The organism is Enterobacter sp. LU1 (assembly GCF_008271405.2).
Taxonomy (GTDB): Bacteria; Pseudomonadota; Gammaproteobacteria; order Enterobacterales; family Enterobacteriaceae; genus Enterobacter; species Enterobacter hormaechei_C.
In genome coordinates this window covers 780,932-797,185 of record NZ_CP043438.2, presented here as the reverse complement: position 1 = coordinate 797,185, position 16,254 = coordinate 780,932, and the positions used below count along the sequence as shown (strand labels likewise).

Annotated in this window: 14 protein-coding genes; 9 read left to right on the top strand and 5 right to left on the bottom strand. The window is 55.2% G+C overall.

The features are described 5' to 3' along the window. Positions 1–7: 7 nt before the first annotated feature. Positions 8–2,671 carry a pyruvate dehydrogenase (acetyl-transferring), homodimeric type gene (gene aceE / locus FZF21_RS03770; protein WP_003856315.1) on the bottom strand — a complete coding sequence of 888 codons (2,664 nt, stop codon included), beginning with the start codon at positions 2,669–2,671 and terminating at the stop codon, positions 8–10. Positions 2,672–2,794: 123 nt separating this feature from the next. Beyond that, positions 2,795–3,559, bottom strand: coding sequence for a pyruvate dehydrogenase complex transcriptional repressor PdhR (gene pdhR / locus FZF21_RS03765; RefSeq protein WP_015572686.1), 765 nt, complete (start codon positions 3,557–3,559; stop codon positions 2,795–2,797). A 537-nt stretch (positions 3,560–4,096) separates the two neighbouring features. Here pdhR and aroP point away from each other — a divergent pair. The 3 genes from aroP to FZF21_RS03750 all read left to right on the top strand — a co-directional run bounded on the left by aroP (position 4,097) and on the right by FZF21_RS03750 (position 7,990). After that, on the top strand, positions 4,097–5,467 hold the full coding sequence (gene aroP, locus FZF21_RS03760; RefSeq protein WP_015572685.1) for an aromatic amino acid transporter AroP: 1,371 nt from the start codon (positions 4,097–4,099) through the stop codon (positions 5,465–5,467). A gap of 164 nt (positions 5,468–5,631) precedes the next feature. Beyond that, on the top strand, positions 5,632–7,029 hold the full coding sequence (locus FZF21_RS03755) for an MFS transporter (RefSeq protein WP_047737132.1): 1,398 nt from the start codon (positions 5,632–5,634) through the stop codon (positions 7,027–7,029). Between the two features lie 10 nt (positions 7,030–7,039). After that, positions 7,040–7,990 carry a family 43 glycosylhydrolase gene (locus FZF21_RS03750; RefSeq protein WP_047062347.1) on the top strand — a complete coding sequence of 317 codons (951 nt, stop codon included), beginning with the start codon at positions 7,040–7,042 and terminating at the stop codon, positions 7,988–7,990. 18 nt (positions 7,991–8,008) lie between these two features. On the opposite strand, the gene ampE is transcribed toward FZF21_RS03750, so the two are convergent. After that, positions 8,009–8,863 (bottom strand): beta-lactamase regulator AmpE, encoded by an 855-nt coding sequence (gene ampE / locus FZF21_RS03745; protein WP_003856320.1) that lies wholly within the window; start codon positions 8,861–8,863, stop codon positions 8,009–8,011. After that, complete coding sequence (ampD, locus tag FZF21_RS03740) at positions 8,860–9,423, bottom strand: 1,6-anhydro-N-acetylmuramyl-L-alanine amidase AmpD (protein WP_017694507.1); 564 nt, start codon at positions 9,421–9,423, stop codon at positions 8,860–8,862. Before ampD ends, ampE begins: the two co-directional genes overlap by 4 nt. An 87-nt stretch (positions 9,424–9,510) precedes the next feature. On the opposite strand from ampD, the gene nadC reads away from it, so the two are divergent. The 4 genes from nadC to hofC all read left to right on the top strand — a co-directional run bounded on the left by nadC (position 9,511) and on the right by hofC (position 13,582). Next, positions 9,511–10,404 (top strand): carboxylating nicotinate-nucleotide diphosphorylase, encoded by an 894-nt coding sequence (gene nadC, locus FZF21_RS03735; RefSeq protein WP_015572681.1) that lies wholly within the window; start codon positions 9,511–9,513, stop codon positions 10,402–10,404. 174 nt (positions 10,405–10,578) lie between these two features. Beyond that, the gene (gene ppdD, locus FZF21_RS03730; RefSeq protein WP_017694509.1) at positions 10,579–11,016 is read left to right on the top strand and encodes a prepilin peptidase-dependent pilin; all 438 of its coding nucleotides are present in this window, start codon (positions 10,579–10,581) and stop codon (positions 11,014–11,016) included. Positions 11,017–11,028: 12 nt separating this feature from the next. Beyond that, entirely contained in the window at positions 11,029–12,408 is a 1,380-nt protein-coding gene (gene gspE, locus FZF21_RS03725) for a type II secretion system protein GspE (protein WP_017694510.1), read from the top strand. Beyond that, the gene (gene hofC, locus FZF21_RS03720; protein ID WP_017694511.1) at positions 12,398–13,582 is read left to right on the top strand and encodes a protein transport protein HofC; all 1,185 of its coding nucleotides are present in this window, start codon (positions 12,398–12,400) and stop codon (positions 13,580–13,582) included. Before gspE ends, hofC begins: the two co-directional genes overlap by 11 nt. Before the next feature lie 33 nt (positions 13,583–13,615). On the opposite strand, the gene FZF21_RS03715 is transcribed toward hofC, so the two are convergent. Then, the gene (locus FZF21_RS03715) at positions 13,616–14,659 is read right to left on the bottom strand and encodes a GMP reductase (RefSeq protein ID WP_017383777.1); all 1,044 of its coding nucleotides are present in this window, start codon (positions 14,657–14,659) and stop codon (positions 13,616–13,618) included. 228 nt (positions 14,660–14,887) lie between these two features. Here FZF21_RS03715 and coaE point away from each other — a divergent pair, with 228 nt between their 5' ends. Next, positions 14,888–15,508 (top strand): dephospho-CoA kinase, encoded by a 621-nt coding sequence (coaE, locus tag FZF21_RS03710; RefSeq protein ID WP_039271719.1) that lies wholly within the window; start codon positions 14,888–14,890, stop codon positions 15,506–15,508. Continuing rightward, positions 15,508–16,251 (top strand): cell division protein ZapD, encoded by a 744-nt coding sequence (gene zapD, locus FZF21_RS03705; protein ID WP_017383779.1) that lies wholly within the window; start codon positions 15,508–15,510, stop codon positions 16,249–16,251. Before coaE ends, zapD begins: the two co-directional genes overlap by 1 nt. The last annotated feature ends 3 nt before the right edge of the window (positions 16,252–16,254 follow it).

Genomic DNA, 16,254 nt, shown 5'->3' with positions numbered 1-16,254 from the left:
TTACCTCTTACGCCAGACGCGGGTTAACTTTATCTGCATCGATGTTGAATTTGGTGATTGCGTCTGCAACCACTTTCTTATCGATTTCGCCACGTTTAGCCAGTTCGCCCAGTGCTGCTACTACCACGTAGGAAGCATCAACTTCGAAGTGGTGACGCAGGTTTTCGCGGCTGTCAGAACGACCGAAGCCGTCAGTACCCAGTACGCGATAATCATCAGCTGGAACGTAAGTACGAACCTGCTCAGCGAACAGTTTCATATAGTCAGTAGACGCCACCGCTGGCGCGTCGTTCATCACCTGAGCGATGTACGGAACGCGTGGGGTTTCCATTGGGTGCAGCATGTTCCAGCGCTCACAATCCTGGCCATCACGCGCCAGTTCAGTGAAGGAGGTAACAGAGTACACATCGGAACCCACACCGTAGTCTTTCGCCAGGATCTGCGCTGCTTCACGAACGTGACGCAGGATAGAACCGGAGCCCAGCAGCTGAACTTTACCTTTGCTACCTTCGATGGTTTCGAGTTTGTAGATACCTTTACGGATACCTTCCTCGGCACCTGCTGGCATTGCCGGCATGTGGTAGTTTTCGTTCAGGGTGGTGATGTAGTAGTAAATATTCTCTTGCGCTTCACCGTACATGCGCTGCAAGCCGTCATGCATGATGACTGCCACTTCGTACGCGTAAGACGGGTCGTAAGAGATACAGTTAGGGATAGTCAGAGACTGAATGTGGCTGTGACCATCTTCGTGCTGTAGACCTTCACCGTTCAGGGTCGTACGACCAGAAGTACCACCGATCAGGAAGCCGCGAGCCTGCTGGTCGCCTGCCTGCCAGCACAGGTCACCGATACGCTGGAACCCGAACATGGAGTAGTAGATGTAGAACGGGATCATCGGCAGGTTATTGGTGCTGTAAGAAGTCGCAGCAGCCAGCCAGGATGCGCCTGCACCCAGTTCGTTGATACCTTCCTGAAGGATCTGACCTTTCTCGTCTTCTTTGTAGTATGCAACCTGCTCACGGTCCTGCGGGGTGTACTGCTGACCGTTCGGGCTGTAGATACCGATCTGACGGAACAGACCTTCCATACCGAAAGTACGCGCTTCGTCGGCGATGATTGGAACCAGACGATCTTTGATCGACTTGTTCTTCAGCATCACGTTCAGGGCACGAACGAAAGCGATAGTGGTAGAGATCTCTTTGTTCTGCTCTTCCAGCAGCTGAGAGAAATCTTCCAGCGCTGGCAGTTCCAGCTTCTCGGTGAAGTTAGGCTGACGAGCAGGCAGGTAGCCTTTCAGCGCCTGACGACGTTCGTGCAGGTACTTGTGCTCTTCAGAACCTTCCGGGAAGGTGATGTAAGACAGTTTTTCTACCTGCTCATCGGTCACTGGAACGTTGAAACGATCGCGGATATAACGCACGCCGTCCATGTTCATTTTCTTAACCTGGTGAGCGATGTTTTTACCTTCTGCGGTATCACCCATGCCGTAACCTTTAATGGTGTGGGCCAGGATCACAGTCGCTTTACCTTTGGTTTCACGCGCTTTTTTCAGTGCAGCGTAAACTTTCTTCGGATCGTGACCACCGCGGTTCAGCGCCCAGATCTGCTCGTCAGTCCAGTCTGCAACCAGGGCTGCGGTTTCAGGATATTTGCCGAAGAAGTGCTCACGAACGTAGGCACCGTCTTTGGATTTGAAGGTCTGGTAGTCGCCGTCAACGGTTTCGTTCATCAGCTGGATCAGTTTACCGCTGGTGTCTTTACGCAGCAGCTCATCCCAACGACCGCCCCACATCACTTTGATCACGTTCCAGCCAGCACCTGCGAAGATGCCTTCCAGTTCGTTGATGATCTTGCCGTTACCGGTTACCGGACCATCCAGACGTTGCAGGTTACAGTTGATGATGAAGCACAGGTTGTCCAGCTTCTCACGGGTCGCGATGGTGATCGCGCCTTTAGATTCTGGCTCATCCATTTCACCGTCGCCCAGGAAGGCGTAAACGGTCTGCTCAGAGGTGTCTTTCAGACCACGGTGTTCCAGGTACTTCAGGAATTTAGCCTGATAGATCGCACCGATTGGACCCAGACCCATAGATACGGTCGGGAACTGCCAGAACTCAGGCATCAGTTTAGGGTGCGGGTAAGAAGACAGACCCTTACCGTGAACTTCCTGACGGAAGTTGTTCATCTGCTCTTCAGTCAGACGACCTTCCAGGAAGGCACGTGCATAGATGCCCGGAGAGATGTGGCCCTGGAAGTACACCAGATCGCCGCCATCTTTCTCGTTAGCTGCACGGAAGAAGTGGTTGAAGCACACTTCGTAAATGGTCGCAGAAGACTGGAAGGACGCCATGTGGCCACCCAGTTCCAGGTCCTTCTTGGATGCGCGCAGAACGGTCATGATGGCGTTCCAGCGGATAGCAGAACGGATACGGCGTTCCAGATCCAGATTGCCCGGGTATTCCGGTTCGTCTTCGACGGCAATCGTGTTTACGTAGTTGCTAGCCCCTGCACCTGAAGCCACTTTCACGCCGCCTTTGCGTGCTTCTGAAAGCAGCTGATCAATCAGATACTGAGCGCGCTCAACACCTTCTTCACGGATGACCGATTCGATCGCCTGTAGCCAGTCGCGAGTTTCGATCGGATCCACGTCATTTTGGAGACGTTCTGACATGGGGGTATTCCTTATCTATCTAATACGTTGATTTGTCTGGAACCTGTCCCATTGTATTTTCGCCAGAAAACACAATAAGACAGGTTCTGCGTTTAGTTGCCGCGCTCTAAAAGTACCTGGCGCTTAATCCTTTCGTTGCTGTATGCGGCGTAATGAACGTTCGCGACGCGATTGTTCACGGCTGCGGTCCAGCAAGATTTCCTCAATGAAAGCCAGATGGCGGTGCGACGCTTCGCGCGCCTGCTCCGGTTCCCCGGCCATTATCGCCTCGAATACTCGGGTGCGATGGTTGCTTACCAGCGGGAGCATCTCCCGACGGGCATACAACAATTCAAAATTCTGACGAACGTTCTGGGCCAGCATCGGCTCCATGCAGCGTAGCAGATGGAGGAGCACCACGTTGTGCGCCGCTTCGGTGACGGCAATTTGATACTGGACGACGGCATTGGACTCGGCGTCTAAATCGCCGGACTGCTGTGCCCGTTCAATGGCCTGATGCAGCTCGCGAATACGTACGCGGTCTTCATCAGTGCTGCGAAGGGCGGCGTAATAGGCCGCGATACCTTCCAGCGCGTGACGGGTCTCAAGCAGATCAAACTGGGATTCTGGGTGGTCAGAGAGAAGTTCTACCAGCGGGTCGCTGAAGCTCTGCCACAGGCTGTTTTGCACAAAGGTTCCGCCACCCTGGCGACGGAGCAACAGGCCCTTTGCTTCGAGACGTTGAATCGCCTCACGCAGAGAGGGGCGTGAAACGTCGAACTGTTTTGCCAGCTCGCGTTCTGGCGGGAGCTTCTCGCCCGGGCGCAGTGTCCCTTCGAGAATCAAAAACTCCAGCTGCTGCTCAATCACATCGGAAAGTTTTGGTTGGCGAATTTTGCTGTAGGCCATATTCCCTGTCTTACGCCTTTTTGCCCGGAGTCAATTGGTCTTACCAATTTCATGTTCGTATCGCTAAAGTAACAAAGTATTCACCTTCTGTCCATATTGGTTTTGATTGAAATCAGTAAACCCGGCACATTTTAACAACCTTACAGAACTAACGTTTCAGGAATGTAACTTTGCACAAATGAAATGGTTACTACCAAAGAGGCAGTTTTAACCATAATGAAACGAGGGTTTTTGCAATCTGAAGCGATTCAACAAGGCAAAAAATGAAAATTCGCCCTCTTCTGACGCATTTCTATTCTATAGGTTGGGGTATGAGGGGTTAACGTACCGATTTACAATTGGTTTCTTTTTATTCAAGTCGTCTTCATCCCTTCATAAAGCAGGTGCATTCGCTGGCGCTTACCACTATTCTTGCGCTAACGGAAGCCATCTCCGCTTTTTTCGGTATCGTTAACCGTAAAGAAATAAATACAGAATATGGACTTTCATAATTACACACGCACAGCGTGAACATAACAACCACACACGAGGTTTCAAATGGAAGCTCAACAGCATGGCGATCAGCTAAAGCGCGGCCTTAAAAACCGCCATATTCAGCTCATCGCCCTGGGCGGTGCTATTGGTACTGGCCTGTTTCTGGGCAGTGCATCGGTTATCCAGTCAGCCGGTCCGGGCATTATTCTGGGGTACGCGATTGCGGGTTTTATTGCATTTCTGATTATGCGCCAGTTAGGTGAAATGGTTGTTGAGGAGCCGGTCGCAGGCTCATTCAGCCACTTCGCCTATAAATACTGGGGCAGCTTCGCAGGTTTCGCCTCGGGGTGGAACTACTGGGTTCTGTACGTTCTGGTTGCCATGGCCGAGCTGACCGCCGTTGGGAAATACATTCAGTTCTGGTACCCGGAGATCCCCACCTGGGCGTCTGCGGCGGCCTTCTTCGTCATTATCAATGCCATTAACCTGACCAACGTAAAAGTGTTTGGTGAGATGGAGTTCTGGTTTGCCATCATCAAAGTGATTGCCGTTGTAGCGATGATCATCTTCGGCGGCTGGCTGCTGTTCAGCGGCAACGGCGGTCCGCAGGCCACCGTGCGCAACCTTTGGGAGCAAGGCGGGTTCCTGCCGCACGGCATGACCGGTCTGGTGATGATGATGGCAATAATCATGTTCTCCTTCGGCGGTCTGGAGCTGGTGGGCATCACCGCCGCGGAAGCCGACAACCCGGAGCAGAGCATCCCGAAAGCCACAAACCAGGTTATCTACCGTATTCTGATCTTCTATGTGGGCTCCCTGGCGGTCCTGCTCTCCCTGCTGCCATGGACGCGCGTGACGGCGGATACCAGCCCGTTTGTGCTCATCTTCCACGAGCTGGGCGACACCTTCGTGGCGAACGCGCTCAACGTCGTGGTGCTGACCGCCGCGCTCTCCGTTTATAACAGCTGCGTTTACTGCAACAGCCGTATGCTGTTCGGCCTGGCGCAACAGGGCAACGCACCGAAAGCGCTGCTTACCGTTGATAAGCGTGGCGTACCGGTTAATACCATCATCGTGTCGGCGGTCGTGACGGCGCTGTGCGTTCTGATTAACTACCTGGCACCGGAATCTGCCTTCGGTCTGCTGATGGCGCTGGTGGTTTCCGCGCTGGTGATTAACTGGGCGATGATTAGCCTCGCGCACATCAAGTTCCGCCGCGCCAAGCACCAGCAGGGCGTAACCACGCGCTTCCCTGCCCTGCTCTATCCGCTGGGGAACTGGGTTTGCCTGCTGTTCATGGCAGCTGTGCTGGTCATCATGCTCATCACCCCAGGCATGGCGATTTCCGTCTACCTGATCCCGGTCTGGATTGCGATCCTCGGCGTGGGTTATATGGTGAAACAGAAAAATGCCAAAACGGTGAAAGCGCACTAAGTGTTTTCTCGCTGTACTCGCGGTTGCGGGTACAGCGTCTTGTTACCTTCCTCACAAATTCGCGCCTACAGCAAAATCCTCCATATCACCGCCTTTATATTGCAACGCATATATTCGTTTGCCAGCGAATAATTCTCTCCATACCGAAACCCGGAGAGCTGTCGATGAATAACAACAAACTGTCAGTAAAAGAAAAGATCGGCTATGGCATGGGTGACGCCGGATGCAACATTATCTTTGGCGCCATCATGTTATTTGTTAGCTACTTTTATACGGATATTTTTGGTCTGGCTCCTGCACTGGTTGGCGTTTTACTCCTGTCCGTACGCGTCATTGATGCCGTCACGGACCCAATTATGGGCGCGATTGCCGACCGTACCCGCAGCAAATATGGCCGGTTTCGTCCATGGCTGCTGTGGATTGCCTTCCCCTACGCGCTGTTCAGCATCCTGATGTTTACCACGCCTGACTGGAGCTATAACAGCAAAGTTATCTATGCCTTTGTCACCTACTTCCTGCTGTCGCTGACCTATACCGCCATCAACATTCCGTACTGCTCGCTCGGCGGCGTGATCACCAACGACCCGAAAGAGCGCGTTGCCTGCCAGTCCTACCGTTTTGTTATGGTTGGTATCGCCACGCTGCTGCTGTCGCTGACGCTCCTGCCGATGGCCGACTGGTTCGGTGGGGATAACAAAGCCAAAGGCTACCAGATGGCGATGACCGTGCTGGCGCTGATTGGTACCTGCATGTTCCTGTTCTGCTTCGCCACGGTGCGCGAGCGCGTGCGTCCGGCGGTGCAAACCCATGACGAACTGAAAAACGACCTGAAAGACGTGTGGAAGAACGACCAGTGGGTGCGCATTCTGCTCCTGACCCTGTGCAACGTCTGCCCTGGCTTTATCCGCATGGCGGCCACCATGTATTACGTCACCTGGGTCATGGGGCAAAGCACCCATTTCGCCACGCTGTTTATCAGCCTGGGCGTGGTCGGCATGATGTTCGGCAGTATGCTTGCGAAAGTGCTGACCGACCGCTGGTGTAAGCTGAAGGTCTTCTTCTGGACCAACATCGTGCTGGCGATTTTCTCAACCGCCTTTTACTTCTTCGACCCGAAAGCGACGACAACCATTGTCGTGCTCTACGTCCTGCTGAACATCCTGCACCAGATCCCGTCACCGCTGCACTGGTCGCTGATGGCCGACGTGGACGACTACGGTGAATGGAAAACCGGGAAACGCATCACCGGGATCAGCTTCTCCGGCAACATCTTCTTCCTGAAGCTGGGTCTGGCGATTGCCGGGGCAATGGTCGGCTTCCTGCTCTCCTGGTACGGCTACGACGCGGGCGCAAAAGCGCAGAGCGCGGACGCCATCAACGGGATCGTGCTGCTGTTTACCGTCATTCCCGGCATTGGATACTTAATTACCGCGGGCGTAGTACGTCTGCTGAAAGTGGACCGTGAGACCATGAAGCAGATCCAGTCCGATCTGGAAAAGCGTCGCACCAACTATCGCGAGCTGAACGATTATCAGGAACTCAAAGCCGCTGAGACTAAATAAGGAAAGCCGAATGCAAACCTGGCCAAACCCGTTTATTGAACAACGCGCCGACCCGTATATCCTGCGTCACGATGGGCAATATTACTTTATCGCCTCCGTACCAGAGTACGATCGGCTGGCGATCCGCCGCGCGGACTCGCTGGAAGGTTTACGCGATGCCGAAGAGGTGGTTGTCTGGCGCAAGCCCGACACCGGCCCGATGAGCCAGCTGATCTGGGCGCCGGAGCTGCATCATATCGACGGCAGGTGGTACATCTATTTTGCCGCCACGCATACCCAGGCGCTCGATCAGCTCGGGATGTTCCAGCATCGAATGTTTGCCATTGAATGCGCAGATCGCGATCCGCTTACCGGTACGTGGGTGGAAAAAGGGCAAATCAAAACCCCGTTTGACACCTTCGCGCTGGATGCCACCACCTTTGTTCATCAGGGTAAACGCTGGTATCTGTGGGCGCAAAAAGCTCCGGATATTTCCGGTAACTCCAATCTTTACCTGTGTGAAATGGAAAATCCGTGGACGCTGAAAGGCGAGCCGGTGATGCTCAGTAAACCGGAATATGACTGGGAGTGCCGTGGGTTCTGGGTCAACGAAGGCCCGGCGGTGCTGTTCCATGGCGATAAGCTGTTTATCAGCTATTCCGCCAGCGCCACCGACGAGAACTACTGCATGGGATTACTGTGGGCAGACCTGAATGCCGATCCGCAAAACCCGGCTAACTGGCATAAATCCCCGCGCCCGGTGTTCGTCACCAGCTACGAAAACCGTCAGTATGGGCCAGGCCATAACAGCTTTACGCAGACGCCGGAAGGCGAAGATGTGCTGGTCTACCACGCGCGAAACTACACTGCAATTGAAGGCGATCCGCTTTACGATCCCAATCGCCATACTCGCCTGAAACTCGTCCGCTGGAACGAAAACGGGATGCCTGACTTCGGCATCCCGCCTGCGGATACGCCGTAACAGCTTCGGCGCGCTGGCTTAGACCAGCGTGCCGTAAATCGTCAGCAGCGCCACAATCACCACCACCACAAAGGATGTTTTCTTCGCCATCGAGACGGCAGCTTTTGGCGTTGCGACTTTGTCCGTGTGCGGCTCACGCGCCAGCGAGAACTGTGCCAGTCGGGTTAAAACCTGATACTGCGAGGTATGGCGGTCTGCAAGGGAGACAAACCACGCGGGCAGCGCCTTTTCACCGTGACCGATGAGGGCATAGACCACGCCTACCAGACGCACCGGAAGCCAGTCGAGCACGTGCAGGATGGCATCAATGCCGGACTGTAGACGTTCATGCGGCGTAAGATAGCGGGCAAGCCAGGTCTGCCAGGCGCGCAGGAACGCATAACCCATCAGCAGTACCGGCCCCCAGGGTCCGCCCACCACGAACCAGAACAGCGGCGCCAGGTAGTAACGGAAGTTGATCCACAGCAGCGCGTTTTGCAGCTCCCGCAGAAACTCGCGTTCATCGCAGTCCGGCGGTACGCCGTGGATCATCGTCAGCTCGCTCGCCATCGCGCCGCGCGCGTGGGCATCATCCCGGGAAGCGGCTTTCAGATACGCGTGATAGTGCAAACGCACCTTGCCCGCGCCAATACACAGCACGCCGAGCAGGATCCACACCACCAGCAGCGGCACGTTGAAAAAGAGGCCGTAAAGCGAGCGCAGCAACAGGAACGTAATCGCCATCACGCCTGCCGCCATCAGCAACGTGCGCAGCATGGAAAAATGCCTGATGCGGCGGAATAACACCTCCAGCCGATGATCCAGATGCCAGTGCTCGCCGAGCTTAAACAGGCGTTCAGCGATCATAACCAGCAGCATGGTAAACAACGTCATGTTATCTCCTTATCTGACGACGTGGTAAGCATGGCGTGAAACCGGGACCAGTCAAACGCCGGGCCGGGGTCGGTTTTTCTTTCGGGGGCGATGTCGCTGTGCCCTGTAATATTGTCTGCAATGGCGGGATAGCGCCCGATTAACGTTTGCGTTACAGCAACCAGTTTCTCATATTGCGCATCGGTGTAAGGCGTGGTGTCCGTTCCTTCCAGTTCAATTCCAATGGAGAAATCATTGCACCGCTCGCGCCCCTGATACATCGACACGCCAGCATGCCAGGCTCGCTTATCAAAAGGAACATACTGAACCACTTCGCCATCACGACGGATCAGACAGTGCGCCGATACGCGCAGATGCGCAATCTCAGCAAAGAAGGGGTGGGCATCGGGATCTATCGTTCCAGTGAATAACGCATCGATCCACGGACCGCCAAACTCACCCGGCGGGAGACTAATATTGTGAACCACCAGCAGTGTGGGCTTTTCATCCTCCGGGCGGCAGTCGTGGTGCGGCGACGGTACATGCCGCGCGTCCACCAGCCATCCGTTTTCTAACAACATGCTGGAACTCCTTATCTATGGTGCTGTTACTCGGTTCAGAGTAGCATGTTTCAATATTATGATTCGTTACCAATTTGGAGTTTTATCATGCCGCCTCGCCGCTATAACCCCGACCACCGACGTGACGCGCTTCTGGAACGTATTAATAGTGATATCCCGGCAAGCGTTGCCCATGCCCTGAAAGAAGATCTCGGCGGCGACGTCAGCGCCGATAACGATATTACCGCCCAATTGTTGCCAAAAGAGACGCGCTCGCATGCGGTGATCATCACCCGCGAAGCGGGAGTCTTCTGCGGAAAACGCTGGGTTGAGGAGGTCTTTACCCAGCTGGCAGGCGACGAGGTGCAGGTAACATGGCACGTTGAAGACGGTGATGCGGTCACGGCGAATCAGCCACTGTTCGAGCTGGACGGCCCGTCCCGCGTCTTGCTGACCGGCGAACGCACCGCGCTCAATTTTGTGCAAACGCTCTCTGGCGTTGCCAGTGAAGTACGCCGCTACGTTGACCTGCTGGCAGGCACCCGCACGCAGCTGCTGGATACCCGTAAAACCCTGCCGGGCCTGCGGACCGCGCTGAAATACGCGGTACTCTGCGGTGGCGGCGCCAACCATCGTCTGGGGCTATCCGATGCCTTCCTGATCAAAGAGAACCACATTATTGCCTCTGGCTCGGTGCGTCAGGCCGTGGAAAAAGCCTTCTGGCTGCATCCGGATGTGCCGGTCGAAGTGGAAGTGGAAACGCTGGAGGAGCTGGACGAGGCCATCAAAGCGGGGGCTGACATCATCATGCTCGATAACTTCGACACGGAGCAGATGCGTGAAGCGGTCAAACGCACAAACGGCCAGGCGCAGCTTGAGGTGTCCGGCAACGTGACGTTCGACACCATCCGCGAATTTGCTGAAACCGGCGTCGATTACATCTCCGTTGGCGCCCTGACCAAGCACGTCCGCGCCCTCGACCTCTCGATGCGCTTCAAATAAATTATCCTCCCCTCTCCGCCCGGAGAGGGGAAATACGAAACCGCTCGCAATTACGCTGTCCTTCTCTGCAACACTGAATCATTTCCCTGAAAGCCCCTTCACGTTCACGCTTTTGTCCCTCGTTTCTGCATGCTGGCACTGCCACAGTAGCGCCACTTAACGTAAGGAGCAGACATGAACAGACAACAAGGATTTACCCTGATTGAGCTAATGGTGGTCATTGGCATTATTGCCATCCTGAGCGCCATTGGCGTCCCGGCCTATCAGAACTACCTGCGAAAAGCGGCGCTCACCGATTTGCTGCAAACGTTCATCCCCTACCGCACCGCCATTGAGCTTTGCGCCCTGGATCGTGGTGGTGTGGATAGCTGCGACGCAGGCACCAATGGCATCCCCTCCCCGACAACCACACGTTACGTTTCAGCGATGAGCGTGGCAAAGGGGGCCGTATCGTTAACAGGGCAGGAAAGCCTTAACGGACTTGAAGTGCTCATGACACCGATCTGGAGCGACGGTAACGGTATGACGGGCTGGACGCGTGACTGCAAAATTGCGTCCGACACGGCGCTCAGACAAGCTTGTGAAGATGTTTTCCGCTTCGACAACAACTGACAGGAGTGGACAATGAATACCGAACAGCTAATGACGCTCTGTCAGCGCCATCACGCACTGCTACTCGCAAGCGACGCCGATATGATCAGCATTGCGGTGGTGGGTAATCCTGCCTCTGAGCTGATGGAAGCGTTACGCTTCGCCACGCAGAAGCGTATTGATATTGAGTGCTGGACGGCAGAACGGATGGAAAAACGGCTTCAGTCCGTCTCATCATCACACCTGCCGGGCATAGCGCCAAACTCAGCCGCTGACGTGCTCAGTACAACGTTGCAGCAGGCAGTAAACCAGCGGGCTTCTGACATCCATATTGAACCGACGGAGCACGGCTACCAGATCCGTTTGCGAATCGACGGTGTTCTCTACCCGCAACCGCCGATCTCTGCCGCCCTCGGGACGACGCTTGCCGCACGCCTGAAGGTGCTGGGTCAACTGGATATTGCGGAGCGCCGCCTGCCGCAGGACGGCCAGTTTACGGTGGAGCTGGCAAGCATCCCCGTATCTTTTCGTATCGCAACCCTTCCCTGTAGCGGCGGAGAAAAAATCGTGCTTCGTCTGCTTCACCAGGTACAGCAGGCACTGGAGCTTGAACAGCTGGGGATGAGCGCAGACCAGCAGGCCCGTTTTGCCGGGGCGCTTAACAGCCCTCAGGGGTTGATTCTGGTCACCGGCCCGACCGGTAGCGGGAAAACGGTGACGCTGTACAGCGCGTTACAGGCGCGAAATACCCCTGACGTCAATATTTGCAGCGTGGAAGATCCCGTTGAAATCCCGCTTGCAGGCTTAAACCAGACACAGATTAATCCGCGCGCGGGGCTGACCTTTCAGAGCGTGCTGCGTGCCCTGCTCAGGCAGGATCCTGACATCATTATGGTGGGTGAAATTCGTGACGGCGAAACGGCAGAAATTGCCATTAAGGCGGCGCAAACCGGGCATCTGGTGCTGTCCACCCTCCATACTAATTCGACGACTGAAACGCTGGTACGGCTGCAACAGATGGGCGTCGCGCGCTGGATGATCTCTTCGGCGCTCTCGATGGTGATTGCCCAGCGACTGGTGCGCCGTTTATGTCCGTACTGCCGACAGGAAGCCAGCCGCCACACCGAATTACCCCGCACGCTGTGGCCCCGGCCGCTTCCTCGCTGGCAACCCACCGGCTGCGATCGCTGCTACCACGGTTTTTATGGTCGCGTAGCCATTTTTGAAGTGCTCGTCATCGACGACACGCTGCGGCAGGCCATCGCCAGCGGAGCAAGCACGGAGGTGATTGGGTCCAGCGCTCGTCAGGCGGGAATGACCTCTTTGTTTGAGCATGGCTGCATGGCCGTAGAACAAGGGCTGACCACGCTCGAAGAGCTGTTGCGCGTCCTGGGAATGCCCGATGGCTGCTAATTCGCTCTGGCGCTGGCGTGCCCTGAACACCGAGGGGGAGGTGCAAACCGGCACCCTCTGGGCCATCGACCGTGACGCAGCTTACACGGCTCTGGTGCTTAAACAACTGCACCCGCTGGCGCTAAAACGCTGTCAGCAGCGCCACCGATGGCAGGTGCAGCACTGCTACGATATTTTTCGCCAGCTCGCCACGCTGCTACAGGCTGGACTCACGCTATCCCAAAGCCTGCACATGCTGGCGGAACAGCATCCTTTGCAGCACTGGCAGGCGCTGCTGCACAGTCTTGCTGATGACCTGAGCGAAGGTTGCGCCCTGTCAGAGGCCATGAAGAAATGGCCAGAGGTGTTTAGCCCTCTTTATGTCTCAATGGTGAAGACGGGTGAGCTGACGGGTAAGCTCGAAGCCTGCTGCCGTCAGCTTGCGCAGCAACAAAAATCCCAGCAGCAGCTTAGTGCGAAGGTGAAGAAAGCGCTGCGCTATCCGCTGATCATCCTGACGCTGGCCGTTTTCGTGGTGCTGGCGATGGTCACGCTGGTTTTGCCTGAGTTTGCTGCAATCTACAAAACGTTCAACACCCCGCTCCCTTTGCTCACGCAGGCAGTCATGGGGCTGGCGGCCTTGGTTCAGGCGCATATCCTCACCCTTTTGACCCTGCTCGTGGCAATGGTTGTCATCGCCTGTAAGCTGCGGCGGCATCCACGCTGGCAGTATGTCTTGTTACACGTACCGGTGATGGGCACGCTGACGCGCGGGCAAAAACTGGGGCAGATTTTTACCGTGCTGTCATTAACCCAGCAGGCCGGAATTGCCTTTTTACAAGGACTGGAGAGTGTGGAGGAGACCGTTGAGAGGGGCTACTGGCAGGAGAAACTCCGTGAGATACGCAGCGATATCGAACAGGGGATGCCCGTGTGGTCCTCCTTCCAGAAGGCCTCTGTTTTTACGCCACTGTGTATTCAGCTCATTCGCACCGGAGAAGTGTCGGGTTCACTGGATGTGATGCTGATGAATCTGGCCCGCCACCATACGGAACAGACATTTCAGCAGGCAGACAATCTGGCGGCGCTTCTTGAGCCTTTGCTACTGGTCGTGACGGGTCTGATTATCGGCACGCTGGTGGTGGCAATGTATCTGCCGATTTTCCATCTGGGGGATGCAATGAGCGCGGGGTAACGCTGGCGCACGGACGCGCGCCAGCCGTAGCCGTCAGAGGCTATTAAATACGCGGTTTTCCTGCTCCTGAACGCGGATAAACGTCGTGCGTTTCGTCAGCTCTTTCAGGCGGGAAGCACCAACGTAGGTGCAGGCAGAACGCAGACCGCCGAGGATATCGCGCGCCGTGTTTTCGACCGGGCCGCGCAGTGGCAGCTTAACGGTTTTGCCTTCCGCCGCACGGTATTTCGCGACACCGCCCACGTGACGGGTCATCGCGGATTCAGAGCTCATTCCGTAGAACAGCATGAATTTCTCGCCGTTCTCTTCCACCACGGTACCGCCGCTCTCTTCGTGGCCTGCCAGCATGCCGCCGAGCATCACGAAATCCGCGCCGCCGCCGAAGGCTTTCGCGACATCGCCTGGCATGGTGCAGCCACCGTCGCTGATGATCTGGCCGCCCAGACCGTGCGCAGCGTCAGCGCATTCAATTACCGCAGACAGCTGCGGATAACCCACACCGGTTTTCACGCGCGTGGTGCAAACGGACCCCGGGCCAATGCCAACTTTTACAATGTCGGCCCCGGAGAGGATCAGCTCTTCACACATTTCACCGGTCACCACGTTGCCCGCGATGATGGTTTTGGTTGGCCAGGCCTCACGTGCCTTGCTGACGAACTGAACGAAATGCTCGGAATAACCATTTGCCACGTCAATGCAGACAAAATTCAGCGCTGGATTGGCGTTCAGGATCTGTTTGGTTTTCTCGAAATCTGCATCAGAGGTACCGGTCGAGACCATCACATGCTTCACCACGTCAGCCGAGGCGGAGGCGACAAACGCATCCCACTCTTCAGCGCTGTAGTGTTTGTGTACCGCAGTAAGGATGTCGAATTGCGCCAGTGCGGTCGCCATCTCGAAGGTCCCGACGGTATCCATGTTGGCCGCGATAATCGGCACGCCAGACCACGTCTGACCGGAATGCTTAAAGGTGAATTGACGTTCGAGTTCAACGTCTGAGCGACTTTTCAGTGTAGAGCGTTTAGGGCGGATAAGAACGTCTTTGAAACCTAACTTCAGATCTTCTTCGATACGCATGTGCGGATTCCTGGGGTTAGAGACAAATATATTAAAAGCACAACTCCAGTGACGCTATCATACGCACTAATACCTGCTCCGCAAGACTGCGAAATTCTCTTTTTTTACGCTACAATCCTATAAATTTACCTGGTAAAAAGCGGGTAAAGAGAGCTAAACATTGGCTGTTGTAAGTTTGAATTTTAAGCAACTGATTTTAAAACTGAATAATTCCCAGGATCTGATTTAATGGGGTATATCGTCGCATTAACCGGCGGCATCGGTAGTGGTAAAAGCACCGTTGCGCATGCGTTTGCTCGTCTCGGCATCACGATTATCGACGCCGATATCATTGCCCGTCAGGTGGTAGAACCCAATACACCCGCCTTAAACGCCATCGAAGCGCATTTTGGTCGCCGTGTGATACAGGCTGACGGCACCCTGAATCGTCGGCAGCTGCGTGAGTGCATATTTTCCGTTCCAGCGGAAAAAGCCTGGCTTAATGCCCTGCTCCACCCCATTATCCACCAGGAAACTCAGCGTCAGATTGCCGCAGCCAGTTCGCCCTATGTGTTGTGGGTGGTCCCGTTACTGGTGGAAAATCAGCTTCAAAATAAAGCAGACAGAACGCTGGTGATTGACGTTTCCCGCGAAACGCAAATCCAGAGAACCATGGCGCGTGACCATGTTTCACGCGAGCATGCTGAACAAATTCTTGCCGCACAGGCCACGCGCGAAGCGCGCCTCGCCATTGCGGATGATGTTATTGATAATAACGGCGCACCAGATGCCATTGCATCGGATGTTGCTCGTCTGCACGCGCAGTATCTGACCTTCGCCGCGCAGGCCGTTGCACAGGAAAAACCATAATGTCGACTCATATCCTTTTTGAGCACCCGCTTAACGAAAAAATGCGTACCTGGCTACGCATAGAATTTCTTATTCAACAGCTTTCACAACATCTGCCTGTCAACGATCACGCCACCGCGCTGCATTTTTTCCGCAACGTGGGCGATCTGCTGGATGTGATTGAACGCGGCGACGTCCGCACTGAGCTGTTGAAAGAGCTGGAGCGCCAGCAGCGTAAATTACAGGCCTGGGCCGAAGTACCGGGCGTGGATCAAAGTCGAATTGACGCTTTACGCAAGCAGCTAAAAAACAGCAGCACGACCCTGATGGCCGCGCCGCGCGTTGGCCAGTTTTTACGAGAGGATCGTCTGATTGCGCTGGTGCGCCAGCGCCTGAGCATACCGGGCGGATGCTGTAGCTTTGACCTGCCAACGCTGCATATGTGGCTGCACATGCCGCAGGAACAGCGCGATCGCCAGGTGAACAGCTGGCTGGGCAGCCTGGAGCCGATGAATCAGACGTTATCCCTGATCCTCGATCTTGTGCGTAACTCTGCCCCGTTCCGCAAACAAACCAGTCTCAACGGTTTCTATCAGGATAACGGCGACGACGCCGATCTTCTGCGCCTGAACCTGTCTCTTGGCGAGCAGCTTTACCCGCAAATTTCCGGGCATAAAAGCCGTTTCGCGATCCGCTTTATGCCGCTGGACAGTGAACATGGCACCGTGCCGGAACGCCTCGATTTTGAACTGGCCTGTTGTTAAGGA

Bases quoted from the DNA above. Each gene is read 5' to 3' on its own strand.
- ampD (WP_017694507.1), bottom strand. From the start codon at position 9,423: ATGTTGTTAGAAAACGGATGGCTGGTGGACGCGCGGCATGTACCGTCG.
- nadC (WP_015572681.1), top strand. From the start codon at position 9,511: ATGCCGCCTCGCCGCTATAACCCCGACCACCGACGTGACGCGCTTCTG.
- FZF21_RS03715 (WP_017383777.1), bottom strand. From the start codon at position 14,659: ATGCGTATCGAAGAAGATCTGAAGTTAGGTTTCAAAGACGTTCTTATC.
- ampE (WP_003856320.1), bottom strand. From the start codon at position 8,863: ATGACGTTGTTTACCATGCTGCTGGTTATGATCGCTGAACGCCTGTTT.
- pdhR (WP_015572686.1), bottom strand. From the start codon at position 3,559: ATGGCCTACAGCAAAATTCGCCAACCAAAACTTTCCGATGTGATTGAG.
- ppdD (WP_017694509.1), top strand. From the start codon at position 10,579: ATGAACAGACAACAAGGATTTACCCTGATTGAGCTAATGGTGGTCATT.
- FZF21_RS03750 (WP_047062347.1), top strand. From the start codon at position 7,040: ATGCAAACCTGGCCAAACCCGTTTATTGAACAACGCGCCGACCCGTAT.
- FZF21_RS03755 (WP_047737132.1), top strand. From the start codon at position 5,632: ATGAATAACAACAAACTGTCAGTAAAAGAAAAGATCGGCTATGGCATG.
- aceE (WP_003856315.1), bottom strand. From the start codon at position 2,671: ATGTCAGAACGTCTCCAAAATGACGTGGATCCGATCGAAACTCGCGAC.
- zapD (WP_017383779.1), top strand. From the start codon at position 15,508: ATGTCGACTCATATCCTTTTTGAGCACCCGCTTAACGAAAAAATGCGT.
- aroP (WP_015572685.1), top strand. From the start codon at position 4,097: ATGGAAGCTCAACAGCATGGCGATCAGCTAAAGCGCGGCCTTAAAAAC.
- gspE (WP_017694510.1), top strand. From the start codon at position 11,029: ATGAATACCGAACAGCTAATGACGCTCTGTCAGCGCCATCACGCACTG.
- coaE (WP_039271719.1), top strand. From the start codon at position 14,888: ATGGGGTATATCGTCGCATTAACCGGCGGCATCGGTAGTGGTAAAAGC.
- hofC (WP_017694511.1), top strand. From the start codon at position 12,398: ATGGCTGCTAATTCGCTCTGGCGCTGGCGTGCCCTGAACACCGAGGGG.